Genomic DNA, 23,333 nt, shown 5'->3' with positions numbered 1-23,333 from the left:
TCAAGCCTCCGGCTTCGGCGAGTTCAGTTGGGTGTAGGCCTGGCGGAACTGACTGGCGTCCTCCGGGGGCGTGATCTCGGAATGTGGCTGGCTCGAATGGCGTTGAAAACCCTGATTCGCCCGTTCGGCGTTGTCCGGATTATCCGTGTAGTCGCCGGCCACCGGCACGTCGTACTTGACCCCGTTAGCCAGCTCGATGCGGTAACGGCTGGTGGTCACATGATGATCAACGGCGATTTGGCCGCTGGCATCCATGACGCCGGTCCCCGCCGGTGCGCCATCGGCGAACACCTTGTAAGGCATGCCTGCCCACGGCTGATAACCCGCGGCACTGCTTTGTCCCGCCATCAATGTGAGCGATTGCCTGAGTGAGGCTGTGGGCCACGCCGGGTTGTCGCGGTTGAGTTGCGCCGGGCCGCTGAAGGTTTTTTTCATGCCCTTGACGTCCACGCTGCCGGGCGCGTGGATTTCGATGTTGCCACCTTTGATACGGATGTAGGCACCACCGCTGGTGAGAAGGATTTCATCCTGCGCGGCGATCTCGACGCTACGGGCCGTGGACGTAATGCGCACGCTGTCCTGGGCGGTAAGTTCGATGGAATCGTTCTGCGCCTGTATTTCGATTTTGCCTTTGGCCGCAAACAGTTTGGCGCCTGCGGCCTGGGCGAACAGGCTGATGCTTTGTGCCACGCTGGCCAGTAACGACTGACCACTGGCGAGATTGATGTCTTCGCCGGTCGAGAGCGTCAACTGCTTGCCGCTGTGCAGGTGGGTATTTTGGGGGGTCGCTGTGACGATGTCGGCAGGGGCCGAGGCGATCAACAGCGGCTTGTGGTAGCCAGCCGTCTGGCCCCGCCCGCCGCTACTGATGGCCGCAGCCGTGTCGCCGCCATTGCGCAGTTGCCGGTCGTTGCTCGCCAGGCCCTTGTCTGCGCTGCCGTAGCGCATTTGCGTATCAGCGTTCAGTTGATCAAGGCTGTCGATGCCTCCCGGCATCGGCAAGGCATTGTGTTGCTGAGCCAAGCCGGAGAGTGCCTTGACTCGCTCTTGTGCGTCAGTCAGTTGCTTGCGGACTTCCTGAATATCAAGCTGGCCGCCCTGAGCGTTGTTACGTGGCCATGTGCTGAGATACAACCCCTGTTGTGCACGCAAGGCCCCGTAGGCATCCGTGCGCAACTCAAAACCGCTGCCACGCAAGGCACCACGCTGATTACCTTGCTGGTCGATCAGGTAACCAAGGTTCAGCTGGCTGTGCCCATGACTGCTGTGAATCTGGGTCCGAACCTGTTCGGTGGAGTCGTCCATCACCCACTGGTTGTACCCACGCCCCTGGATTTCCTGGCTTCTATAGCCGCTCATCAAACCACTGGAGTGCCAGGCGGGCTTATGTCCTCCGTAGACCTGGCCCATCACCAAGGGTCGGTCGATGTCATTGTCGAGAAAGGTGATCACAACCTCCTCCCCCGAGCGAGGTACGTTCACACTGCCCCAGCCCTCGCCACTGCTGGCTTGCATCATGCGCAACCAGCATGAGCCCAACTCGCCATCCTTGACCAGCCGGTCCCAATGGAAGCGCACGCAAATCCGGTTAAGGCTGTCGGTAAAGACCTCGCGACCGCTCGGGGTCACGACGACGGCGGTCTGCGGCCCGGGATTGGCAGGTTTCGCATGTTCGAACGGGCTGCGATAGGCAACGTCCAGGCGCTGGGTCTCAAACCGGTTCAGGTAAAACCCTTCGCTATCCAAGGAAGGCGGCGTCCGCCCGTCCTCAGGTTCGAAAGGAGTTTTCAGGCTACCGGGCGGCCGGGGTCGATTTTTGCCTACTGGCAGGTTGCTTTGGGCATAGAACTCGACGGCGATGATCAGGAACTGGCAGTCCTTACCTGCCTTGTATTCGTACAACGGGTGTTGTGTCAGCTCGAAGCCTCGGCCCGGTTGCATGTGTCGCACACCGCCTTGTCCATGGATGCGTCTGGCCGCTGATTCGTCCTGCTCAATCTGCACCCGGCCGAGCCAGTCGCCTCGATCATGATTCTGCCAGGCGTATTGCCCCCGATATTGATAACGCTGGAGATCGGGCGGCGCCGATGCCGCAGACAGAGCGCGGACTTGCGTGAACTGTGCTCGGGCATGAGAGACATAATCGTTGCTGCTGGATTGCACCGTTCCATTGAGCAATCGGACACCGGGGCTCCACTGAGTCACGCTGTCCAGCCGGCCTGCTGCCTGTTGCGTGTGGAACCGCAGGGTCGCAGGGGTAAGCGTCGGCAGATGCAAGATATTGTCGGTAAATACGATGCAGTGGCTGTCCACCTCATGTTCCACATACCAGAACAAACCTTCTTGCTCGCACCAGCGCTGCACGAAATTGGCATCGCTTTCGTTGAACTGGGTCACATAGGACAGCAGCGGATATTCCTGTGACAGCTCAAAGCGATAAGCATCACGCGCTTGGCTGTAGTGCTGGAACACCTGAACGAAGATGTCGGGAAGGCTCACTTCCTGCCAGATCCTGCAATCCATCCGATGCTCCAGCAGACTGAACCAGGGAGCAAAGACCAGTTGCCAGTCCTCGAGAGCGCCGTCACTGCCAAGGTAACGCACGCTTTCTATCCAGCCATGCCGGGGACTCAGACTGCCGTCATCCAGCTTGATGCTCAATTGCACCGCTTGACCGATAAGTTGCTCCGGGTCGAATGCCGTGGATTGGTTGATCACGTCGACCGTGTAACGAGGCACACGCCCCAATCGTTCCTGAGCATGGGCGCGCAGCGCATACAGTTCTTGCCCCTGCGGCGTCGTGATTTGCAACAGGCGCCCGGCCTGGCTCAGCGACGGGTCAACCGAAGCCAGTGCGATGTCAGTAATGGAATTCACGCTTGAAACTCCCTGTTTCAGTTGTGTTTGAAGTTTCAGCCAATCAGCCAACCTTGCGGCTGGTTGAGCTGAGTACGGTCCAGTAACCAGACAACGCAATCAGAGTCCGCACTGGCGATAAGTCCGGCGAAGCCTATTTGCACCCATTGCTCTGTCACAGTCCCAAATCGGGCGCCAATCGGGATGATGCGAATGGGCTGATTGAGATCCAAACGAGGCAAGCAATCCGAGGCGTATTGACGCAACTGGCCGATGCTTTGGCGATCAAGCGCACCCTCACCGATCAGCACATTTACGCGCGTCGGATCGATGCCTGTTCGCTCACCCAGTTTCACCATCATTTGTTCAAATGCCTGAGTGTCGTTGCATCCCTGGGGGCTGTGCGAGCCGTGATCCAGACTGATCGGAGCGAACAGTTTTGGGCGGTCCACGGTCGTTCGTTCCAGCGGTTGCGGCTGACGACACAACAACACCGCGCAAACCGCTTCGCCAGCCACCTCATCTGCCGCACAGGCTGTTACTCGTTCTTCACAGGCCCAGGAATCGACGCTCAGGCACAGGAGAAATTGTGCTGCGGCCCTGCTTCCAGGTAACTCTGCCAGCCACTGCGCTGGCGCTTGCATCTGTAGGTCAAAACCACGTGTGGGCGACAGTTCAGGCGGCCAGAGATACACAACTCGGTCAAACCAGTCGAGGGCACTCACTGCATCTGGAACAAACAACACGACCTGAGTGTTGGACCAGTCGATAGACGCCCGCAACGCTGTTGACCATTGACTCAAAGCTGCGTGGAGAACCTCGCTGCAGCGATTGAGAGCCCCGACTTCTGGTCTACCCGCAGCGGGGGTCGCAAGACGGCTGATGGGTTGACGCAGTCCGCACGCATTGATGAGGCGTGAATCGTGAGTAAAGCCGTCAAACATGCCAGACAGCTCACTGGCGGGTAACGGTGAATCAAATGCCCCACAGGGCAACCAGATCCATGCCCGGACTATGCTGGCGCAGGAGGCGTTGAAATCGGCCGTTGGAAACACTGCCTCAAACTGGAGCTGTCTGTTCTCCTTGGCCAATCGCCGCTCAGAGATGCGATCGTAAATACTTGTGCGGGTTGTCATCTCTAGTCCTTAGAGAACACCGGTGTCCTTTTGCGTAGCAACCAGCGTCGCACCACAGGCGGTTGAATCACCTTCGCGAGCGACCGCTCTGTTGTCGACCTGCAGGGTTTCTTCGCCACTGACAATGGTGCATTCACCATGGGCACAGGAAACGCGATCGCCGAGCCTCGCCACTGCAAGATCATTGATGAAAGTCGAGGGAGAACCCTCAATCACTTGTCCTCCTTCAGAGGTCGGGTCGTTGATCACAATGATGGGGCGCAAGAAGGACGTCCGTGTTTGAAACTGGGCGGCCAGGAGACGCGCCAGAATTGAATGAAGTCGTGGCAGATCGAGAATTCCCAGGATCGATCCCACCAACGCCATCGCATCAGCTCAAAACAGTAAGCAATTGCGACGGCCTAACGTTACTGATGGCAGTAAAGCGTCACAAGTCGGCCCATTCCTTGATTCATGTAGCCCAAGTCCTAGGACGTGTAGCCTGCGTCCTAGGACCGAGTCTGAATGAGGGTTTGGAGTGCGGGGTCACTAAAACGCCGAGAATAAGAAAACGGCAGACGAGGCGGGTTTTGTGATGGATCTCTACCGAACGATTGCCGAGATCATTGCGTTTGCGTGGAATTTGAAAGGCAAGTTCCCGACCGGGCAGGATCCGGATGCACCGATAGTCGAGAAAGACATTACTGAACGCGGGGATGATTATTGAATCGGTGTTGAATGCAAAAAGATCGCAGCCTCATTTTACGAGACAGCTCCTACATTGGAATGGCGTACACCCTGTAGGAGCGGTCTTGTAAAACGAGGCTGCGATCTTTTGATCTTCTCAGTTCTTGTGAAGCTTGCTCATCAACTCCGCTTCAGCCTGGGTCAAGCCGCAGGACTGGGTCAGCTCGTCGACGCTTGCGCCCATCCCGACCAGTCGCGCCGCTTGGGCGAATGACAGGCTGGTGGGGTCGCGCTGTTCCAGCTGAGCCAGTTTGTCCGGCAAGGGCGCGACGATCGAGCGCAGCTCGTGCAGGTCTTCGCCCATGCGCACGTTGCCGTTCTGATAGTCGTCAACGCGCTTGGCCAGGTCCTTGATGCGCTGATCGCGCAGCGCTTCACCCTGGGCCTGTTGCGCGGCGATCTGCTTTTGAGCGCGAATGTACGCCAGAAACATTGCCAGCGTGCCTGCCCACAACAGGAACAGGACAATGACCGCAACCTCAAGAATCAATCAGATACTCTCCAGTTCCGACCATTCTTCTTCGCTCATCATCTTGTCCAGTTCGACAAGGATCAGCAGTTCGTTGTTCTTGTTGCACACGCCTTGGATGAACTTGGCGGATTCTTCGTTACCGACGTTCGGCGCGGTTTCGATTTCCGACTGACGCAGGTAAACCACTTCGGCCACGCTGTCGACCATGATCCCGACCACTTGCTTGTCGGCTTCGATGATCACGATGCGGGTGTTGTCGCTGATTTCGGCGTTCATCAGGCCGAAGCGCTGACGGGTGTCGATCACGGTGACCACGTTACCGCGCAGGTTGATGATGCCCAGCACGTAGCTTGGGGCACCCGGCACCGGGGCGATTTCGGTGTAGCGCAGGACTTCCTGAACGCGCATCACGTTGATGCCGTAGGTTTCGTTGTCCAGTTTGAAGGTCACCCATTGCAGGATCGGATCTTCAGATCCCTTTGCCGCCGTTGCCTTGTCATTCATACCCTGACCCCTCAAGAAACCGCCCTAGCGGTGTTGTTCTGTTATGTAGGTTTGTGAGCCGGCTTGCTGCCGCTCATGTGCTTTGCCCCACCGCTGGCGATCAATTCGGCCAGTTCGGAGACGTCGAGCAACGCACACATGTGTTCAATCACCGTGCCCGCCAGCCATGGCCGTTGACCACGGTGGCTGCGCCATTTGATTTCGTTCGGGTCCAGGCGCAACGAGCGGCTGACCTGATGCACCGCCAGCCCCCACTCGTAGCCCTGAACGGAAATGACGTATTGCAGGCCCTGCTTGAAGTCCTCGCGATAACGGTCGGGCATGACCCAACGCGCGGTATCCAGCACCTTAAGGTTGCCCGCCTGGCTCGGCAGGATGCCGAGGAACCATTCCGGCTGGCCGAACAACGGCGTCAGTTCGTGACCGGCCAGAGAATAAATCGAACCCAGGCACACCAGCGGCACCGCCAGGGTCAACCCGGCGACATCGAACAACAGGCATTCGAAGGGTTCGGCAGCCCATGCCGGACGCCCGTCGGTTTGCACCGGCGGTGGCGTGTTGGAGGGCGGCAGATGAACTTCGACAACCGGTGGCACCAAGGTTTGCAGCAAGGGCGCGACGGTTGAAACCGGCGCCAGAATCGGAGCCGGCGCTTCGATCACGGCCAGCGCAATTGGAGGCTCAGGTTCGACCACTGCGGCCACTGGCTCGGCAGCGACTCTGGACTGTTGTGCATCGCGGGCCTGCTCTTCGAGCACGGCGGCATGGAATTCATCCAGCACCGCCCCGAACTCGATTGTTTCCGGCTGCGACTCGATTTCCGGCGACAGCTCTTCAGTGGCGTCTTGCAGCAAGCTGTCCAGATACGACTGGAGCGCCAGTTGCGGACGCGAGGTGATTTTCACCAACCGACTCATGGACGGCTCCCTGTAGGAGCTGCCGAAGGCTGCGATCTTTTAACAATCTTGGGAATGCCGCAAAGCCAGATCAAAAGATCGTCCGAACGCGGCACCGAACCTGCGGCAGCTCCTACACGGGTCGGGTTCATTTCAGGCCACCTGCGCGACGAGTTGCGCCGCTAGCAGATGCTTGAGCAATGCGCGGTAAGCGAGTACGCCACGGCTCTTGCCGTCGAATTGCGAAGGCGTCAGCCCGGCGCGGCTGGCATCGCGCAACCGTGTGTCCACAGGGATGTAGCCCTGCCAGATTTCTTCCGGAAACTTGTCACGCAGGACCCGCAGCGTGCCAAGGGACGCTTGCGTGCGACGATCGAACAGGGTCGGCACGATGGTGAACGGCAGCGCCTGTTTACGTGAGCGGTTGATCATCGCCAGGGTATTGACCATGCGTTCCAGGCCTTTGACCGCCAAGTGTTCGGTCTGCACCGGGATCACCAGTTGCTGGCTCGCCGCCAACGCGTTGACCATCAACACACCAAGCAACGGCGGGCTGTCGATCACCGCGTAATCGAAGTCCTGCCACAACTGCGCGAGGCTCTTGGCAATCACCAGGCCCAGACCACTTTGGCCCGGTGACTGGCGCTCCAGGGTCGCCAGGGCGGTGCTCGACGGCAACAGCGAAATACGTTCGTCACTGGTGGACAGCAGCAACTGACCGGGCAAGCCCTGGGGCACGCTGCCCTTGTGCAGGAACAAGTCGTAGTTGCTGTGTTCCAGGGTGTCCGGGTCGTAACCGAAATAGCTGGTCATGGAGCCGTGAGGGTCGAGATCGACCACGACCACGCGCTTGCCCGCCTCGGCCAGTAACCCGGCTAAAGCGATGGAGGAAGTGGTTTTACCGACACCACCCTTTTGATTGGCGACTGCCCAGACTCTCATTCGAATGATTCCTCCCGGCCGAATGGATCGACCGAGAAATAGCTCAGCGTGTTAATGCGGGTGACGGAGAATTGACGGCGCTCTCTCGTACCGGCGACTTGACCGGGGTCGGTGCAGTTTGTGTGCCAGCACGCTTCAAGGCGGCATCCGGTTGCGCATTGGCCGTTCCGGTACCGGTGAGGCTGCGGCGAACGTCAAGATTGCGCGACACCACCAGCACAACGCGACGGTTGCGCGCGCGGCCCTCGGCGGTGGCGTTATTGGCCACCGGCTGGAATTCGCCATACCCCACCGACGCCAGACGCCCGGGGTTAACCCCTTGCATCGCGAGCATGCGCACGATGCTGGCGGAGCGCGCCGACGACAGCTCCCAGTTGGTCGGGTACTGCGCGGTGCGAATCGGTTGATCGTCGGTGAAACCTTCGACGTGGATCGGGTTGTCGAACGGCTTCAGAATCGCCGCCACCTTGTCGATGATATTGAACGCGATGTCGCTGGGCATGGCATCACCGCTGCCGAACAACAGACTGGAGTTGAGCTCGATCTCGACCCACAACTCATTGCCGCGCACGGTCATCTGGTTGGAGCTGATCAAGTCGCCGAACGCCGCGCTGATGTCATCGGCGATGCTTTTCAATGGATCGCTGGCGCCGGCGACACCAGCGTCAACCTGGTCGCTATCTTTGACCAACGGCTTGGCCGGGGTCACGGTCTTCGGTCGTTCCTCGCCAATTGGAATCGGCTGCAAGGAGCGATCGGCGTCGGTGAAAACCCCGATCAGCGCCTGGGAGATGACCTTGTACTTGCCTTCGTTGATCGACGAGATCGAGTACATCACCACGAAAAACGCGAAGAGCAACGTGATGAAGTCGGCATAGGAAACAAGCCAACGTTCATGGTTTACATGTTCTTCATGCTGACGACGACGAGCCATAGTCCATTACCCCCATCAATCCATGAAGCCCTGAAGCTTCAACTCAATAGAGCGAGGGTTTTCACCTTCGGCGATCGACAGGATCCCTTCCAGCAACATTTCGCGATAACGCGACTGACGCAACGCGATGGATTTGAGTTTGGCGGCAATTGGCAACAGCACCAGGTTGGCACTGGCCACGCCGTAGATGGTGGCGACGAAGGCCACTGCAATGCCGCTGCCCAGTTGCGACGGATCACCAAGGTTGCCCATGACGTGAATCAGGCCCATCACCGCACCGATGATGCCGATGGTCGGCGCGTAACCACCCATGCTTTCAAAGACTTTGGCGGCTTCGATGTCGCGACTTTCCTGGGTGTAGAAATCCACTTCGAGAATGCTGCGAATCGCTTCCGGTTCGGCACCGTCCACCAACAATTGCAGGCCTTTGCGCGAGTAGCTGTCAGGTTCTGTGTCGGCCACGCCTTCCAGACCGAGCAAGCCTTCCTTGCGCGCGGTCAGGCTCCAGTTGACGACACGGTCGACGCCACCGGCCAGGTCAATGCGTGGCGGAAACAATATCCACGCCAGAATTTGCATGGCGCGCTTGAAGGCACTCATCGGCGATTGCAGCAATGCCGCGCCAATGGTCCCGCCAAGCACGATCAATGCCGCCGGGCCGTTGGCCAGCGCGCCGAGGTGACCGCCTTCAAGGAAGTTGCCGCCGATGATGGCGACGAACGCCAGGATGATCCCGATAAGGCTTAGAACGTCCATCAGATGCACGCCTCGACCAGATGCCGACCAATGTCATCGAGGCCGTAGATCGCATCGGCGAGCTCGGCTTTGACGATGGCCATCGGCATGCCGTAGATCACGCAGCTGGCTTCATCCTGGGCCCAGATCGAGCTGCCACCCTGCTTGAGCAGGCGCGCGCCTTCGCGACCGTCGGCGCCCATGCCGGTCAACACCACCGCCAGAACTTTGTCACCGTAGGTCTTGGCCGCCGAACCGAAGGTGATGTCCACGCACGGTTTGTAGTTCAAGCGTTCGTCACCCGGCAGGATTTTCACCGCGCCACGGCCGTCGATCATCATTTGCTTGCCACCCGGGGCCAGCAACGCCAGGCCCGGACGCAGGATGTCGCCATCCTCGGCTTCCTTGACGCTGATGCGGCAGAGCTTGTCCAGGCGCTCGGCGAAGGCCTTGGTGAAGGCTGCCGGCATGTGCTGGACCAGCACAATAGGCGCCGGGAAGTTGGCCGGCAACTGGGTCAACACCCGTTGCAGGGCAACCGGACCGCCCGTGGACGTGCCGATGGCGACCAGTTTGTAGGCCTTGCGTTTTGGTGCCGGCGAGGAAGGTGCGTGCGCAGGTGCACGACTCGGAATCGGAGCCGGTGCCGGACGCACAGGCGCGCTGCTGCCATAACTGCTGACACTCGAAGGCGCTGGCGCCGGGGTCGGGGCCGGTGCAGCGACAGGTGTCGGGGCAGCGTAGGCGCTGACACGACGATTACTGCGCGAGATGCTGAGAATCTTCTCGCACAGCAGTTGCTTGACCTTCTCGGGATTGCGCGAGATGTCTTCGAAATTCTTCGGCAGGAAGTCCACCGCGCCGGCATCCAGCGCATCCAGGGTTACCCGGGCGCCTTCATGGGTCAGCGAGGAAAACATCAGGACCGGGGTTGGGCAGCGCTGCATGATGTGCCGCACGGCGGTGATGCCGTCCATCATGGGCATCTCGTAGTCCATGGTGATCACGTCGGGCTTGAGGGCCAGCGCCTGATCAATCGCCTCTTTGCCGTTGGTAGCCGTACCGACGACCTGGATATTCGAATCCGCTGAAAGAATTTCCGAGACGCGGCGGCGAAAAAACCCCGAATCGTCCACCACCAGGACTTTGACTGCCATAAACACTCCGTTAGACGGAGCGAGGCTCAGTCGCCCCGCTCCACCAGAATCAAATACGCCGTGCGGCGTAACGCTTGAGCATGCTCGGAACATCGAGAATCAGTGCAATGCGACCGTCACCGGTGATGGTGGCGCCCGACATGCCCGGGGTTCCCTGGAGCATTTTGCCCAATGGCTTGATGACCACTTCTTCCTGGCCCACCAGTTGATCGACGACGAAGCCGATCCGCTGGGTGCCCACCGAAAGGATCACCACATGGCCTTCGCGCTGCTCTTCATGAGCGGCGGAGCTGACCAGCCAGCGCTTGAGGTAGAACAATGGCAGTGCCTTGTCCCGCACGATCACCACTTCCTGGCCGTCCACCACGTTGGTGCGCGACAGGTCGAGGTGGAAGATCTCGTTGACGTTCACCAGCGGGAACGCGAACGCCTGGTTGCCGAGCATCACCATCAGCGTCGGCATGATCGCCAGGGTCAACGGCACCTTGATGACGATCTTCGAACCCTGGCCCTTGGCCGAGTAGATGTTGATCGAACCGTTAAGCTGGGAAATCTTGGTTTTCACCACGTCCATGCCCACGCCACGACCCGACACGTCGGAGATCTCGGTCTTGGTCGAGAAGCCTGGCGCGAAGATCAGGTTGTAGCATTCGGTGTCGCTCAGGCGGTCAGCCGCATCCTTGTCCATCACACCGCGTTTTACCGCGATGGAGCGCAAGACATTCGGGTCCATGCCTTTGCCGTCGTCGGAGATCGACAACAGGATGTGATCGCCTTCCTGCTCGGCAGCGAGGATCACCTTGCCACCGCGGGACTTGCCCGAGGCTTCGCGTTCTTCCGGCGACTCGATGCCGTGGTCGACCGCGTTGCGCACCAAGTGGACCAGCGGATCGGCCAGCGCCTCGACGAGGTTCTTGTCGAGGTCGGTTTCTTCGCCGACCAGTTCCAGGTTGATCTCTTTCTTGAGCTGGCGAGCCAGGTCGCGAACCAGACGCGGGAAGCGTCCGAAGACCTTCTTGATCGGTTGCATCCGGGTCTTCATGACCGCGGTCTGCAGGTCGGCCGTGACCACGTCGAGGTTCGACACGGCCTTGGACATGGCCTCATCGGCGCTGTTGGCACCCAGGCGCACCAGGCGGTTACGCACCAGAACCAGCTCGCCGACCATGTTCATGATTTCGTCGAGACGCGCGGTATCGACCCGCACAGTGGTTTCGGCTTCGCTGACCGGTTTTTCCGCAGGCGCCGATGCCGGAGCACGGGCCGGAGCCGGTGCCGCAGCAGGTTTCGGTGCTTCAGCTTTAGGCTCAGGCGCCTTGGCCACGGGTTTCGGCACAGCCGCCTTCGCGACCGGGGCAGCAATGGAAGCATTGCCGCCGGTTGCACTGCCGACTTCGAACTTGCCTTTGCCGTGCAACTCGTCGAGCAATGCTTCGAATTCGTTATCGGTGATCAGATCGCTGCCCGCCGCGGCGGCGGTGGGTGCCGCAGGTGTCGGCACCGAAGCAATGGCCGATTCCAGCGCATCGACAGCAAAGTTGCCTTTGCCATGAAGCTGGTCGAGCAGTGCTTCGAATTCGTCGTCAGTAATGTCGGAGCTGTCGCCTGGTGCTTTCGGGGCTTCAGGCGCGACAGGTGCAGCAGACGCGGCCACCGCGTCAACGGCGAACTGACCTTTACCGTGCAACTGGTCGAGTAACGACTCGAACTCTGCATCGGTGATTTCGTCGCTGGACGCCGCATCGCTGGCAGGCGCAGGCGTTGGAGCAGCCGCCGGCGCCTCGGCCTGGGCCTTGACGGCGTTCAGCGAGTCCAGCAGTTGTTCGAATTCATTGTCGGTGATGTCACCCGATTCGCTTTCGGCAACAGGTGCTTCAACCTCGGCGACAGGCGCAGGAGCGGCTTCGTCAGCCGATTGCGGTTCAGCCAGACGGGCCAGCGCCGCGAGTAACTCCGGCGTCGCGGCCGTGATCGGGCTGCGCTCGCGGACTTCGCTGAACATGCTGTTCACCGCGTCCAGTGCTTCGAGAACCACGTCCATCAATTCCGAGTCGACGCGACGTTCGCCCTTGCGCAGGATGTCGAACACGTTCTCGGCGATGTGACAGCACTCCACCAGCTCGTTGAGCTGGAGGAAGCCGGCGCCCCCTTTTACAGTGTGAAAACCGCGAAAAATTGCATTGAGCAAATCCGCATCATCCGGACGGCTTTCCAGCTCGACCAGTTGCTCGGACAGTTGCTCTAGAATCTCGCCGGCCTCAACCAGGAAATCCTGAAGGATCTCTTCATCGGCGCCGAAGCTCATTAAGGGTGTGCTCCTACAGGTCTAAAAACCCAAAAAACCTAAAATTCTAAAACTCTAAAATCCCAGGCTGGATAACAAATCGTCCACATCGTCCTGACCGGACACAACGTCTTCTCTTTTATCGGCATGAATCTGCGGACCTTCACCCTGAGAGAGATGTTTTTGTGGATCTTTTTCTGCAAGCATCGCTTCACGGTCATGTTCGATGCCCGCGAAGCGGTCCACCTGACTGGCCATGAGCACGAGCTTGAGCAAATTGCTTTCGACTTCGGTGACCAGTTGGGTCACTCGCTTGATCACTTGACCGGTGAGGTCCTGGTAATCCTGGGCGAGCAGAATGTCGTTGAGGTTGCTCGACACCGCGCGATTGTCTGCGCTGCTGCGTGCCAGGAAGCCGTCGACTCGCCGGGCCAGTTCGCGGAACTCTTCAGCGCCGACTTCGCGGCGCATGAACCGTCCCCAATCCGTACTCAACGCCTGGGCTTCGTCAGCCAGGCTGTTGACCAGCGGCGTGGCGTTTTCCACCAGGTCCATGGTGCGATTGGCAGCCGCCTCGGTCAGTTTGACCACATACCCCAGACGCTCGGTGGCGTCGGTGATTTGCGACACTTCCTCGGCTTGCGGCATGTTCGGGTCAATCTGGAAATTGACGATCGCGCTGTGCAGCTCGCGGGTGAGCTTGCCCACTTCCTGATACAGGCCGCGGTCACGGGTCTGGTTGAGCTCATGGATCAATTGCACAGCATCGCCAAACCTGCCTTTTTCAAGGCTCGCGACCAGTTCGACGGCGTGTTTTTTCAGGGTCGATTCAAAATCGCCCTGGGATGATTCGTTATGCCCCATAGCTCCCCCGTGGCGCAGTTCAACCGATGCGTTCGAAAATCTTCTCGATTTTTTCTTTCAACGCCTGGGCCGTGAAGGGTTTGACCACATAGCCGTTAACACCGGCCTGGGCCGCTTCGATGATCTGTTCGCGCTTGGCTTCAGCGGTCACCATCAGCACTGGCAAATGCTTGAGTTTTTCATCGGCACGCACGTGGCGCAGCAGATCGATACCGGTCATGCCAGGCATGTTCCAGTCCGTTACCAGAAAGTCGATGCTCCCGCTGTTGAGAACCGGAATGGCAGTGGTGCCATCGTCAGCCTCGACCGTGTTGGTGAACCCAAGGTCACGCAACAGGTTTTTTATGATCCGCCGCATCGTTGAGAAGTCATCAACGATGAGGATTTTCATGTTCTTGTCCAATTCGACCTCCAAGCAGACTAAAACGCGCCCAGCACCTGGACGCGCCATTTCAATCAATCTGGCAAAGCACTCGATGACTGTCTGGAGTACAACGGATCGAGACCGGCGCGGTTCAACACCCCACCAGCCACGTCGCAGTGCCCCCACACTGCCTTCAGCGCGCTCGCCACTCTCCCAAACGCCCCCGCAAACGGGCCGCGCACTGGCTGTGTAACTGGCTGACCCGAGATTCGCTGACTCCCAGGACCTCACCGATTTCCTTGAGATTCAACTCTTCGTCGTAGTACAGCGCCAACACCAGTCGCTCACGCTCCGGCAAATTGGCAATCGCGTCCGCCAGCGCTGCCTGGAAGCGTTCATCTTCCAGATCGCGTGACGGCTCGAGATGAGCACTCGCGCCATCCTCGTGCAGCCCTTCGTGTTCGCCGTCCTGCAACAGATCGTCGAAACTGAACAAGCGGCTGCCCAGGGTGTCGTTCAAAATCCCGTAATAATCGTCGAGACTCAATTGGAGTTCGGCCGCAACTTCATGATCTTTAGCGTCACGGCCGGTTTTAGCTTCAATCGAGCGAATGGCGTCGCTGACCATCCGGGTATTGCGGTGGACCGAACGTGGCGCCCAATCCCCTTTGCGCACTTCATCGAGCATGGCGCCGCGGATTCGAATGCCCGCGTACGTCTCGAAACTCGCGCCTTTGCTGGCGTCATATTTTGTTGATACTTCAAGCAGGCCGATCATCCCGGCCTGGATCAGGTCTTCGACCTGGACACTGGCTGGCAGGCGTGCCAGCAAATGGTAGGCAATGCGTTTGACCAGTGGCGCGTAACGCTCGATCAGCTCGTACTGCGCGTCACGCGCCGACTTCTTGTAGAGGTTGTAACCGCTGGCGGTCATAGCACGGGTCCTGCCGTTTGTTGCACGAGGCGCTCGACGAAAAACTCCAGGTGCCCGCGCGGGTTGGCAGGCAGCGGCCAGGTATCGACCTTTTGCGCGATGGCCTTGAACGCCAGCGAACACTTGGAACGCGGGAACGCTTCGTAGACCGCGCGCTGCTTCTGCACGGCCTTGCGCACGCTTTCGTCGTATGGCACGGCGCCGACGTATTGCAGGGCGACGTCGAGGAAGCGGTCGGTGACCTTGGTCAATTTGGCGAACAGATTGCGTCCTTCCTGCGGGCTCTGGGCCATGTTGGCCAGGACGCGGAAACGATTCATGCCGTAATCGCGGTTGAGCAATTTGATCAGTGCGTAGGCGTCCGTGATCGAAGTCGGCTCGTCGCAGACCACCAGCAACACTTCCTGCGCTGCACGTACAAAACTGACTACCGAGTCACCAATACCCGCAGCGGTGTCAATCACCAGTACGTCAAGGTTGTCGCCGATGTCGCTGAAGGCCTGGATCAGGCCGGCGTGTTGCGCCGGGCTCAAATGAACCATGCTCTGGGTGCCGGACGCCGCCGGAACAATGCGGATGCCGCCCGGCCCTTGCAACAGGACGTCGCGCAGCTCGCAGCGGCCTTCGATCACGTCGGCCAGAGTACGTTTGGGTGTCAGTCCCAGCAGAACGTCGACGTTCGCCAGGCCCAGGTCGGCGTCCAGCAACATGACGCGCCGGCCAAGCTCAGCCAAAGCCAGGGACAAGTTCACTGACACGTTAGTCTTCCCGACGCCACCTTTGCCGCCGGTCACCGCGATCACCTGTACGGGATGCATGCTGCCCATGTTATTTCTTTACCTTGTCTTGCATAGACGGAGGCCACATTACTGGCTGCGCGTTCACAAACGGAACAATGCATGGCAGACCATCGATGTAGGTACAAAAACGATTCATTTTTACCTCAGCCAACCTGCTTGGTCGGACTGTGGTAGATGTCAGCGAACATGTCAGCCATGGCTTCTTCGCTGGGTTCTTCCTGCATTTGCACGCTGACGGCGCGGCTGACCAACTGATGACGACGCGGCAGATGCAAATCATCCGGAATCCGCGGGCCATCGGTCAGGTAAGCCACTGGCAATTCATGACTGATGGCCAGGCTCAACACCTCGCCCAGACTGGCCGTTTCATCCAGTTTAGTCAGAATGCAGCCGGCAAGCCCGCAACGCTTGTAACTGTGATAAGCGGCGGTTAGAACCTGTTTCTGGCTGGTGGTTGCCAGGACCAGATAATTTTTTGATTTGATGCCTCGTCCGGCCAGGCTTTCGAGCTGCATGCGCAGCGCTGGATCGCTGGCCTGCAGGCCGGCGGTGTCGATCAACACCACGCGCTTGCGCAGCAGTGGATCCAGCGCTTGGACCAGCGATTGGCCCGGATCAACGTGCGTCACCGACACGTTGAGAATCCGACCGAGGGTCTTGAGCTGCTCCTGGGCGCCGATGCGGAAGCTGTCCATGCTCACCAGCGCAATGTTCTGCGCGCCGTATTTGAGCACGTAACGGGCGGCCAATTTCGCCAGGGTGGTGGTCTTGCCCATGCCGGCAGGGCCGACCATGGCAATCACGCCACCCTCTTCCAGCGGTTCAATTTCCGGTGTGGCAATCATCCGCGCCAGATGCGCCAGCAACATGCGCCAGGCCTGACGGGGTTCTTCGATATCAGTAATCAGCGCCAGCAAATCCCGCGACAACGGGCCGGAGAGCCCGATGCGCTGCAAACGGCGCCACAGGTTGGCCTGAGCCGGGCGGCTGCCTTGCAGTTGATTCCAGGCCAGCGAGCCGAGCTGTACTTCCATCAGCTCGCGCAGGCTGTTGAGCTCGGAACGCATGGAATCGAACGCCCGTGGGTCCACACCGCTGGAGGCAGGTGCGGCGGCCGGTGCAGGACGACGAGGCTCGCTGTAGGTCGGTTCGATCAGCGGTTCGGCGGCGGTCAGCGGCAGGCCGGCGAACAACTGGCGATTGGTCGCATTGTCGCTCTCGCCATCACTACGCAGGCTCAATTCAGCCTGGGCGGTGACGATCCGCGATTGGGTCTTGCGCAGCTCGTCTTCGAGCTCCATGTTCGGCACGCGCGGAGCCAGCGCCGACAGCTTGTAATCCAGGGCAGCCGTCAGCTCGACACCACCGGCAATGCGGCGGTTGCCAATGATGGCGGCATCGGCGCCCAGCTCATCACGAACCAGCTTCATGGCCTGACGCATATCGGCGGCGAAAAAACGCTTAACTTGCATAAACCACTACCTCAGCCGTTGGGCCCTACTGTCGCAACGATGGTCACTTGCTTGTTGTCAGGAATTTCCTGGTAAGCCAACACGTGCAAACCCGGGACTGCCAGTCGGCCAAATCGCGAGAGCATCGCGCGAACCGGACCGGCTACCAGCAGAATCACCGGTTGACCTTGCATCTCTTGACGCTGTGCGGCGTCGATCAACGAACGCTGCAGTTTCTCAGCCATGCTTGGCTCCAGCAGAACGCCCTCTTCCGAGCCTTGTCCTGCCTTCTGCAGACTGTTGAGCAATATTTGTTCCAACCTTGGCTCCAGCGTGATAACTGGCAGCTCGGAGTCAGTGCCTACAATGCTTTGGACGATTGCGCGGGATACGCCGACGCGCACGGCTGCCACCAATGCGGCAGTATCTTGACTCTTGGCAGCGTTGTTCGCGATGGCTTCGGCGATGCTGCGAATGTCGCGCACCGGCACCTGCTCGGCCAACAGCGCTTGCAATACTTTGAGCAGTTGCGACAGCGACACCACGCCCGGCACCAGCTCCTCAGCCAGTTTTGGCGAGCTTTTGGCCAGCAATTGCATGAGTTGCTGTACTTCTTCGTGGCCGATCAGCTCACTGGAATGCTTGTACAAGATCTGGTTCAAGTGAGTTGCCACTACTGTACTGGCATCGACCACTGTATAGCCAAGGGATTGCGCCTGCGAACGCTGGCTGATTTCGATCCAGACCGCCTCCAGGCCGAAAGCCGGATCTTTGGCGGTTATGCCATTAAGCGTGCCGTAGACCTGCCCCGGGTTGATCGCCAGTTCGCGCTCCGGGTAAATCTCGGCCTCGGCCAGGATCACCCCCATCAGGGTCAGGCGATAGGCGCTTGGCGCCAGGTCGAGGTTGTCGCGTATATGCACGGTCGGCATCAGGAAGCCGAGGTCTTGTGAGAGCTTCTTGCGCACACCCTTGATCCGCGCGAGCAACTGGCCGCCCTGGTTACGGTCCACCAGTGGAATCAGGCGATAACCGACTTCCAGGCCGATCATGTCGATAGGTGTCACGTCATCCCAACCCAGCTCCTTGGTTTCCTGGGCGCGAGCCGGCGAAGGCAACAGTTCCTGCTGACGCTTGACCTCTTGCAGTGCCTGCACCTTGGCGACGTTTTGTTTCTTCCAGAACAGGTAGGCGCCGCCCGCTGCGAGAGCCGCCATGGTCAGGAAAGAGAAATGCGGCATGCCGGGCACCAGGCCCATGACCGCCATCAGGCCAGCCGCCACTGCCAGCGCCTTGGGCGAGGCGAACATCTGACGATTGATCTGCTTGCCCATGTCTTCCGAGCCGGAAGCACGGGTCACCATGATCGCCGCCGCGGTGGACAACAGCAGTGATGGCAATTGCGCCACCAAACCGTCACCAATGGTCAACAGCGCGTATACCTTGCCGGCGTCGCCGAAGGTCATGCCGTGCTGGAAGATACCGACCGCCATGCCGCCGATCAGGTTGATAAACAGAATCAGCAGGCCGGCAATGGCGTCACCGCGCACGAATTTGCTGGCACCGTCCATGGAACCGTAGAACTCGGCTTCCTGGGCCACTTCCATCCGGCGCAGTTTGGCCTGGTTCTGATCGATCAGGCCGGCGTTCAGGTCGGCGTCGATGGCCATTTGTTTGCCGGGCATCGCATCGAGGGTGAATCGCGCGCTCACCTCGGAAATCCGCCCGGCGCCCTTGGTCACCACGACGAAGTTGATGATCATCAAAATCGCGAAAACCACGATACCCACCACGTAGTTCCCGCCGATCACCACCTCACCGAAGGCCTGGATCACCTTGCCCGCGGCCGCATGACCGTCCTGACCGTGGAGCATCACCACCCGCGTCGAAGCCACGTTCAACGCCAGCCGCAACAAGGTCGCCACCAGCAGAATGGTCGGGAACACCGCGAAATCCAGCGGCCGCAAGGCGTACACGCAGACCAGCAGCACGACAATCGACAGGGCAATGTTGAAGGTGAAAAACACGTCCAGCAGGAACGGCGGCACCGGCAACATCATCATCGCCAGCATGACCAGCAGCAACAACGGCACACCCAGGTTGCCCCGACTCAAATCGGCAACGTTTGTGCGAGCAGTGTTGAATAACTGAGAGCGATCCACCGGTTTTCCCCGTTCCTTTAAAGCAAACTTTTGACGCCTGAAGCAGGCGCAGGGCGGCTACTGCAAGAAGCTTTCCAACTTTTGCCAGGGCAGGAAATAGAGGGTTTTCAGAGGCAGAATCAAAAAGATCGCAGCCTTCGGCAGCTCCTACAGGGAAACGCATTCCAATGTAGGAGCTGCCGAAGGCTGCGATCTTTTGATTTTCAGCAGATCAAGCATCCCGCCGCAAATCCGGCGGAATCGGCAAATCATCCTTAAGCGGCTCCGGCCGCTTTCCTTTGCCCGCGCGGTACTGGCGAATCTGATAGACATACGCCAACACCTGCGCCACAGCGAGATACAACCCGCCCGGAATTTCCTGCTCAAGTTCCGTGGAGTAGTAGATCGACCGCGCCAACCCCGGCGATTCCAGCAACAAAATTTCATTAGCCGCCGCAATCTCGCGAATTTTCAGGGCGAGGAAGTCAGTGCCCTTGGCGATCAGCATTGGCGCGCCGCCCTTGTCCGGGTCGTACTTGAGCGCCACCGCGTAGTGGGTCGGGTTGGTGATGACCACGTCCGCCTCGGGAATCGCGGCCATCATCCGCCGTTGGGACATTTCGCGTTGCAGCTGGCGAATCCGTTGCTTGACCTCCGGCCGACCCTCCGCATCCTTATGCTCGTCGCGCACTTCCTGCTTGGTCATCAGCAGTTTCTTGTGGCTTTCCCAGAGCTGTACCGGGACGTCCACGGCGGCGATGATGATCAGCCCACAAGCCATCCACAAGGTACTCCAGCCGACCAATTGCAGGCTGTGGATGATCGCCCGGTCCAGCGGTTCATGGGCGATGCGCAGCAAATCGTCGATGTCCGCCGACAGTACCGCCAGGGCCACGAAGAGGATGATGAAGAACTTGGCCAAGGCCTTGAGCAGCTCCACCAATGCCTTGGTGGAGAACATGCGTTTGAGGCCGGGTGCGGGGTTGAGCCGACTGAACTTGGGCGCCAGGGAGCCCGCCGCGAACAGCCATCCGCCCAGGGAAATCGGGCCAATGATGGCGGCCAGCACCAATGTAAGCATCACCGGCTGAATCGACCACAGGGCAATCAGTCCCGAGTGCAGCAGATAACTGGCCATGGAGCGTTGATCCATGATCACTTCCCGCGGTATCGAGAAGTTCAGGCGCATCAGCTCCATCATGTCTTGCGCCATGGCCCCGCCGAAAATCAGCAGTGCACTGGCACCAACCAACATGATGGCCAAGGTATTGAGCTCCTTGGAGCGTGCAATTTCACCCTTCTCCCGAGCGTCCTTTTTCTTCTTCTCCGTGGGGTCTTCTGTTTTGTCCTGACCGCTTTCGCTCTCAGCCATGACTCAGCGCGCCTGTGCCAGTTCGCGTAAAAACTGCAAAGCCTCGGAGGCCAGCGGTTGATACTGATTGAGAATGTCCGCCAGACCGACCCAGACGATAAACAGCCCGAGCACCAGTATCAGTGGGAAACCGATGGAAAAAATATTGAGCTGCGGTGCCGCCCGGGTCATCACGCCGAATGCAATATTGACCACCAGCAACGCGGTAATCGCCGGCAACACCAGCACCAGCGCCGCGCCAAGCACCCAACCCAGCTTGCCGGCCAGCTCCCAGAAATGATTGACCATCAACCCGCTCCCGACTGGCAGCGTAGTGAAGCTTTCGGTGAGCACTTCGAACACCACCAGATGGCCATTCATCGAGAGGAACAATAGCGTCACCAGCATGGTGAAAAACTGCCCGATGACCGCTGTCGACACGCCGTTGACCGGGTCGATCATCGAAGCGAAGCCCATGCCCATTTGAATGGCGACGATTTGCCCGGCAATGACGAAAGCCTGGAAGAACAGTTGCAGCGAAAACCCCAGCACCGCACCGACGAGGATCTGCTCGGCAATCAGCAACAACCCGCTCAAGTCCAGCGCATTCACCGGCGGCATGGGCGGCAGGCCCGGGGCGATGACCACGGTAATCGCCACGGCGAAATACAGGCGTACCCGGCGCGGCACCAGGGTCGTACCGAACACAGGCATGACCATCAGTATTGAAGCCACGCGAAACAGCGGCAACATGAAGGTCGCCACCCAAGTGCTGATCTGGGTATCCGTCAATTGCAGCAGCGAGGACATGGCTTAGCCGATGACCTGCGGAATACTGCCGTACAACTGCAGGATGTATTCCATGAAGGTCTGCACCAGCCACGGGCCGCCGACGATCAGCGTCACCAGCATCACCAACAGACGCGGCAAAAAGCTCAGGGTTTGTTCGTTGATCTGGGTGGCGGCCTGAAACATCGCCACCAACAGGCCCACCAGCAAACTCGGAATCACCAGGATCGCCACCATCATGGTGGTCAGCCACAGCGCTTCGCGGAAGATGTCGACGGCAACTTCTGGCGTCATGGCGAAACACCGCCGAAGCTGCTGGCCAGGGTGCCAATGATCAGCGCCCAGCCATCCACCAATACAAACAACATGATCTTGAACGGCAGGGAAATGATCAGCGGCGACAGCATCATCATACCCATGGCCATCAGCACACTGGCCACGACCAGGTCGATGATCAGGAACGGAATGAAGATCATGAACCCGATCTGGAACGCGGTCTTCAGTTCAGAGGTCACGAACGCCGGCACCAGAATGGTCAAGGGCGCTTGATCCGGAGTAGCAATGTCAGTGCGCTTGGACAGGCGCATGAACAATTCCAGATCGCTGGTGCGGGTCTGGGCGAGCATGAAGTCCTTGATCGGCACCTGAGCCTTGGCCACGGCATCCTGGGCGGTCATTTTTTCCGCCAGGTACGGCTGCAAGGCGTCCTGGTTAACCCGGTCGAACACCGGCGCCATGATGAACAGGGTCAGGAACAGCGCCATGCCGGTGAGGATCTGGTTCGACGGTGTCTGCTGCAGGCCAAGGGCCTGACGCAGGATCGAGAAAACGATGATGATCCGGGTGAAGCTGGTCATCAGCATGACGAACGCCGGGATGAAACTCAGCGCGGTCATGATCAGCAGGATTTGCAGGCTGACCGAGTATTCCTGAGCGCCCTGCGCGTTGGTGCCCAACGTGATCGCCGGGATCGACAACGGATCGGCGGCGAACGCCAGCGGCGCGGCCAGCATCAGGGCCAGCGTCAAGACGATGCGTAACGCACCCATTACTTCTTATCCTTCTGATCCTTGCCGAGTATCTTCAACAGATGCTGGGCGAACTCCGGAGTCGCTTTGTCGGTGGCGGTCGGCACCTCAATCGGATCTTTCATCACATGCAGCGCGGTGATGGTGCCGGGACTGAGACCGAGCAGAATCTGTTCGTTGCCGACTTGCACAAGCATCAAGCGGTCACGTGGCCCCAGCGCGCGGGAACCGATCAACTCGATCACCTGCCCTTTGCCTGCCGGCCCCGCCTGCTGGACGCGGCGCAGCAGCCAGGCAAGGAAGAAGATCAGCCCCAGCACCAGCAACAAACCGAACACCAGTTGCGTCAATTGCCCGGCCACTCCGCCACTGGCGACGGGCGCAGCAGCCGCGGTCGCAACAGGCTCGGCCGCCAGAACGCTAAACGGCAACGCCAACCCGAGCACTAAACCGAAAAGCTTTTTCACTCAGCGCAGCTTCTTGATGCGTTCGCTTGGGCTGATCACGTCGGTCAGGCGGATGCCGAACTTCTCGTTGACCACCACCACTTCGCCGTGAGCGATCAGCGTGCCGTTGACCAGCACGTCCAGCGGCTCACCGGCCAGGCGATCGAGCTCGATCACCGAACCCTGGTTGAGTTGCAGCAGGTTGCGGATGTTGATGTCGGTGCTGCCCACTTCCATGGAAATCGACACCGGGATATCGAGGATCACGTCCAGGTTCGGGCCTTCAAGGCTAACCGGATCGTTGTTGCGCGGCACGCTGCCGAACTCTTCCATTGGCAAGCGGTTGGAGCTGGAAACGCCTGCATCGGCGGCCAGCAGCGCATCGATGTCGGCCTGCCCGGCGTCACCGGTTTCTTCCAGGGCCGCAGCCCATTCATCGGCCAGCGCCTGGTCGTCCTGGGTATTCATATCGTCAGCCATCATTTGTCCTCGGCGAGCGACGCTTCAATCAGAAGCGGTCATT

Annotated in this window: 23 protein-coding genes and 1 pseudogene; 1 reads left to right on the top strand and 23 read right to left on the bottom strand. The window is 59.4% G+C overall.

Features of this window, described 5'->3' with window-relative positions:
- The 3 genes from NL64_RS01015 to NL64_RS01005 are packed head-to-tail and all read right to left on the bottom strand — an operon-like array spanning position 1 to position 4,256.
- Positions 1-2,877, bottom strand: coding sequence for a type VI secretion system Vgr family protein (locus NL64_RS01015; protein WP_052321188.1), 2,877 nt, complete (start codon positions 2,875-2,877; stop codon positions 1-3).
- A 35-nt stretch (positions 2,878-2,912) separates the two neighbouring features.
- Positions 2,913-3,992 (bottom strand): hypothetical protein, encoded by a 1,080-nt coding sequence (locus tag NL64_RS01010; RefSeq protein ID WP_034146300.1) that lies wholly within the window; start codon positions 3,990-3,992, stop codon positions 2,913-2,915.
- 9 nt (positions 3,993-4,001) lie between these two features.
- Positions 4,002-4,256, bottom strand: coding sequence for a PAAR domain-containing protein (locus NL64_RS01005; protein ID WP_034146409.1), 255 nt, complete (start codon positions 4,254-4,256; stop codon positions 4,002-4,004).
- A 316-nt stretch (positions 4,257-4,572) separates the two neighbouring features.
- Between NL64_RS01005 and NL64_RS01000 the strand changes: the two are divergent.
- Positions 4,573-4,698, top strand: a pseudogene (locus NL64_RS01000) (EscU/YscU/HrcU family type III secretion system export apparatus switch protein); the annotation flags it as partial.
- Between the two features lie 117 nt (positions 4,699-4,815).
- Here the strand turns inward: NL64_RS01000 and NL64_RS00995 are convergent.
- From NL64_RS00995 to fliN, 20 genes are all read right to left on the bottom strand, one after another.
- Positions 4,816-5,208, bottom strand: coding sequence for a DUF2802 domain-containing protein (locus NL64_RS00995; protein WP_034146299.1), 393 nt, complete (start codon positions 5,206-5,208; stop codon positions 4,816-4,818).
- Entirely contained in the window at positions 5,209-5,694 is a 486-nt protein-coding gene (locus NL64_RS00990) for a chemotaxis protein CheW (RefSeq protein WP_007980742.1), read from the bottom strand.
- A gap of 41 nt (positions 5,695-5,735) precedes the next feature.
- A complete protein-coding gene (locus tag NL64_RS00985) occupies positions 5,736-6,611 on the bottom strand; it encodes a CheW domain-containing protein (protein WP_034146298.1) in 876 nt (291 codons plus the stop codon).
- Between the two features lie 132 nt (positions 6,612-6,743).
- Positions 6,744-7,532: a ParA family protein gene (locus NL64_RS00980; RefSeq protein WP_034146297.1), complete on the bottom strand. Its 789-nt coding sequence runs from the start codon at positions 7,530-7,532 to the stop codon at positions 6,744-6,746.
- 43 nt (positions 7,533-7,575) lie between these two features.
- A complete protein-coding gene (gene motD / locus NL64_RS00975) occupies positions 7,576-8,466 on the bottom strand; it encodes a flagellar motor protein MotD (protein WP_034146296.1) in 891 nt (296 codons plus the stop codon).
- 15 nt (positions 8,467-8,481) lie between these two features.
- Positions 8,482-9,222, bottom strand: a complete 741-nt coding sequence (locus tag NL64_RS00970) for a flagellar motor protein (protein WP_034146295.1) — start codon at positions 9,220-9,222, stop codon at positions 8,482-8,484.
- On the bottom strand, positions 9,222-10,358 hold the full coding sequence (locus tag NL64_RS00965) for a protein-glutamate methylesterase/protein-glutamine glutaminase (protein ID WP_034146294.1): 1,137 nt from the start codon (positions 10,356-10,358) through the stop codon (positions 9,222-9,224). Before NL64_RS00965 ends, NL64_RS00970 begins: the two co-directional genes overlap by 1 nt.
- Positions 10,359-10,407: 49 nt before the next feature.
- Positions 10,408-12,663, bottom strand: a complete 2,256-nt coding sequence (locus NL64_RS00960; protein WP_034146293.1) for a chemotaxis protein CheA — start codon at positions 12,661-12,663, stop codon at positions 10,408-10,410.
- Positions 12,664-12,717: 54 nt separating this feature from the next.
- The gene (locus NL64_RS00955; protein ID WP_034146292.1) at positions 12,718-13,506 is read right to left on the bottom strand and encodes a protein phosphatase CheZ; all 789 of its coding nucleotides are present in this window, start codon (positions 13,504-13,506) and stop codon (positions 12,718-12,720) included.
- A 19-nt stretch (positions 13,507-13,525) separates the two neighbouring features.
- Entirely contained in the window at positions 13,526-13,897 is a 372-nt protein-coding gene (locus NL64_RS00950; RefSeq protein ID WP_003183998.1) for a chemotaxis response regulator CheY, read from the bottom strand.
- A 166-nt stretch (positions 13,898-14,063) separates the two neighbouring features.
- Positions 14,064-14,804, bottom strand: a complete 741-nt coding sequence (fliA, locus tag NL64_RS00945) for an RNA polymerase sigma factor FliA (RefSeq protein ID WP_007894214.1) — start codon at positions 14,802-14,804, stop codon at positions 14,064-14,066.
- Entirely contained in the window at positions 14,801-15,631 is an 831-nt protein-coding gene (gene fleN / locus NL64_RS00940) for a flagellar synthesis regulator FleN (RefSeq protein ID WP_008001746.1), read from the bottom strand. The genes fliA and fleN overlap by 4 nt, the downstream gene beginning before the upstream one ends.
- Before the next feature lie 116 nt (positions 15,632-15,747).
- On the bottom strand, positions 15,748-17,076 hold the full coding sequence (gene flhF / locus NL64_RS00935; RefSeq protein WP_034146291.1) for a flagellar biosynthesis protein FlhF: 1,329 nt from the start codon (positions 17,074-17,076) through the stop codon (positions 15,748-15,750).
- Positions 17,077-17,087: 11 nt separating this feature from the next.
- A complete protein-coding gene (flhA, locus tag NL64_RS00930; RefSeq protein WP_034146290.1) occupies positions 17,088-19,217 on the bottom strand; it encodes a flagellar biosynthesis protein FlhA in 2,130 nt (709 codons plus the stop codon).
- Positions 19,218-19,428: 211 nt separating this feature from the next.
- A complete protein-coding gene (gene flhB, locus NL64_RS00925; protein WP_034146289.1) occupies positions 19,429-20,568 on the bottom strand; it encodes a flagellar biosynthesis protein FlhB in 1,140 nt (379 codons plus the stop codon).
- Between the two features lie 3 nt (positions 20,569-20,571).
- A complete protein-coding gene (fliR, locus tag NL64_RS00920) occupies positions 20,572-21,357 on the bottom strand; it encodes a flagellar biosynthetic protein FliR (protein WP_034146288.1) in 786 nt (261 codons plus the stop codon).
- 3 nt (positions 21,358-21,360) lie between these two features.
- Positions 21,361-21,630, bottom strand: coding sequence for a flagellar biosynthesis protein FliQ (gene fliQ / locus NL64_RS00915; RefSeq protein WP_034146287.1), 270 nt, complete (start codon positions 21,628-21,630; stop codon positions 21,361-21,363).
- On the bottom strand, positions 21,627-22,385 hold the full coding sequence (fliP, locus tag NL64_RS00910; RefSeq protein ID WP_034146286.1) for a flagellar type III secretion system pore protein FliP: 759 nt from the start codon (positions 22,383-22,385) through the stop codon (positions 21,627-21,629). Before fliP ends, fliQ begins: the two co-directional genes overlap by 4 nt.
- Positions 22,385-22,831, bottom strand: coding sequence for a flagellar biosynthetic protein FliO (gene fliO / locus NL64_RS00905; RefSeq protein WP_034146285.1), 447 nt, complete (start codon positions 22,829-22,831; stop codon positions 22,385-22,387). The genes fliP and fliO overlap by 1 nt, the downstream gene beginning before the upstream one ends.
- Positions 22,832-23,290, bottom strand: coding sequence for a flagellar motor switch protein FliN (gene fliN / locus NL64_RS00900; RefSeq protein WP_034146284.1), 459 nt, complete (start codon positions 23,288-23,290; stop codon positions 22,832-22,834). It lies immediately after the preceding gene.
- Between the last annotated feature and the right edge of the window lie 43 nt (positions 23,291-23,333).

The sequence above is a fragment of the Pseudomonas fluorescens genome, assembly GCF_000802965.1.
In the GTDB taxonomy this organism is placed as follows: domain Bacteria; phylum Pseudomonadota; class Gammaproteobacteria; order Pseudomonadales; family Pseudomonadaceae; genus Aquipseudomonas; species Aquipseudomonas fluorescens_A.
This window is presented reverse-complemented; position numbering and strand designations above follow the sequence as displayed.

Excerpts from the sequence above, each read along its gene's own strand:
- NL64_RS01010 (WP_034146300.1), bottom strand. The coding sequence starts at position 3,992 with ATGACAACCCGCACAAGTATTTACGATCGCATCTCTGAGCGGCGATTG.
- NL64_RS00990 (WP_007980742.1), bottom strand. The coding sequence starts at position 5,694 with ATGAATGACAAGGCAACGGCGGCAAAGGGATCTGAAGATCCGATCCTG.
- NL64_RS00985 (WP_034146298.1), bottom strand. The coding sequence starts at position 6,611 with ATGAGTCGGTTGGTGAAAATCACCTCGCGTCCGCAACTGGCGCTCCAG.
- NL64_RS00980 (WP_034146297.1), bottom strand. The coding sequence starts at position 7,532 with ATGAGAGTCTGGGCAGTCGCCAATCAAAAGGGTGGTGTCGGTAAAACC.
- motD (WP_034146296.1), bottom strand. The coding sequence starts at position 8,466 with ATGGCTCGTCGTCGTCAGCATGAAGAACATGTAAACCATGAACGTTGG.
- NL64_RS00970 (WP_034146295.1), bottom strand. The coding sequence starts at position 9,222 with ATGGACGTTCTAAGCCTTATCGGGATCATCCTGGCGTTCGTCGCCATC.
- NL64_RS00965 (WP_034146294.1), bottom strand. The coding sequence starts at position 10,358 with ATGGCAGTCAAAGTCCTGGTGGTGGACGATTCGGGGTTTTTTCGCCGC.
- NL64_RS00960 (WP_034146293.1), bottom strand. The coding sequence starts at position 12,663 with ATGAGCTTCGGCGCCGATGAAGAGATCCTTCAGGATTTCCTGGTTGAG.
- NL64_RS00955 (WP_034146292.1), bottom strand. The coding sequence starts at position 13,506 with ATGGGGCATAACGAATCATCCCAGGGCGATTTTGAATCGACCCTGAAA.
- NL64_RS00950 (WP_003183998.1), bottom strand. The coding sequence starts at position 13,897 with ATGAAAATCCTCATCGTTGATGACTTCTCAACGATGCGGCGGATCATA.
- fliA (WP_007894214.1), bottom strand. The coding sequence starts at position 14,804 with ATGACCGCCAGCGGTTACAACCTCTACAAGAAGTCGGCGCGTGACGCG.
- fleN (WP_008001746.1), bottom strand. The coding sequence starts at position 15,631 with ATGGGCAGCATGCATCCCGTACAGGTGATCGCGGTGACCGGCGGCAAA.
- flhF (WP_034146291.1), bottom strand. The coding sequence starts at position 17,076 with ATGCAAGTTAAGCGTTTTTTCGCCGCCGATATGCGTCAGGCCATGAAG.
- flhB (WP_034146289.1), bottom strand. The coding sequence starts at position 20,568 with ATGGCTGAGAGCGAAAGCGGTCAGGACAAAACAGAAGACCCCACGGAG.
- fliR (WP_034146288.1), bottom strand. The coding sequence starts at position 21,357 with ATGTCCTCGCTGCTGCAATTGACGGATACCCAGATCAGCACTTGGGTG.
- fliQ (WP_034146287.1), bottom strand. The coding sequence starts at position 21,630 with ATGACGCCAGAAGTTGCCGTCGACATCTTCCGCGAAGCGCTGTGGCTG.
- fliP (WP_034146286.1), bottom strand. The coding sequence starts at position 22,385 with ATGGGTGCGTTACGCATCGTCTTGACGCTGGCCCTGATGCTGGCCGCG.
- fliN (WP_034146284.1), bottom strand. The coding sequence starts at position 23,290 with ATGGCTGACGATATGAATACCCAGGACGACCAGGCGCTGGCCGATGAA.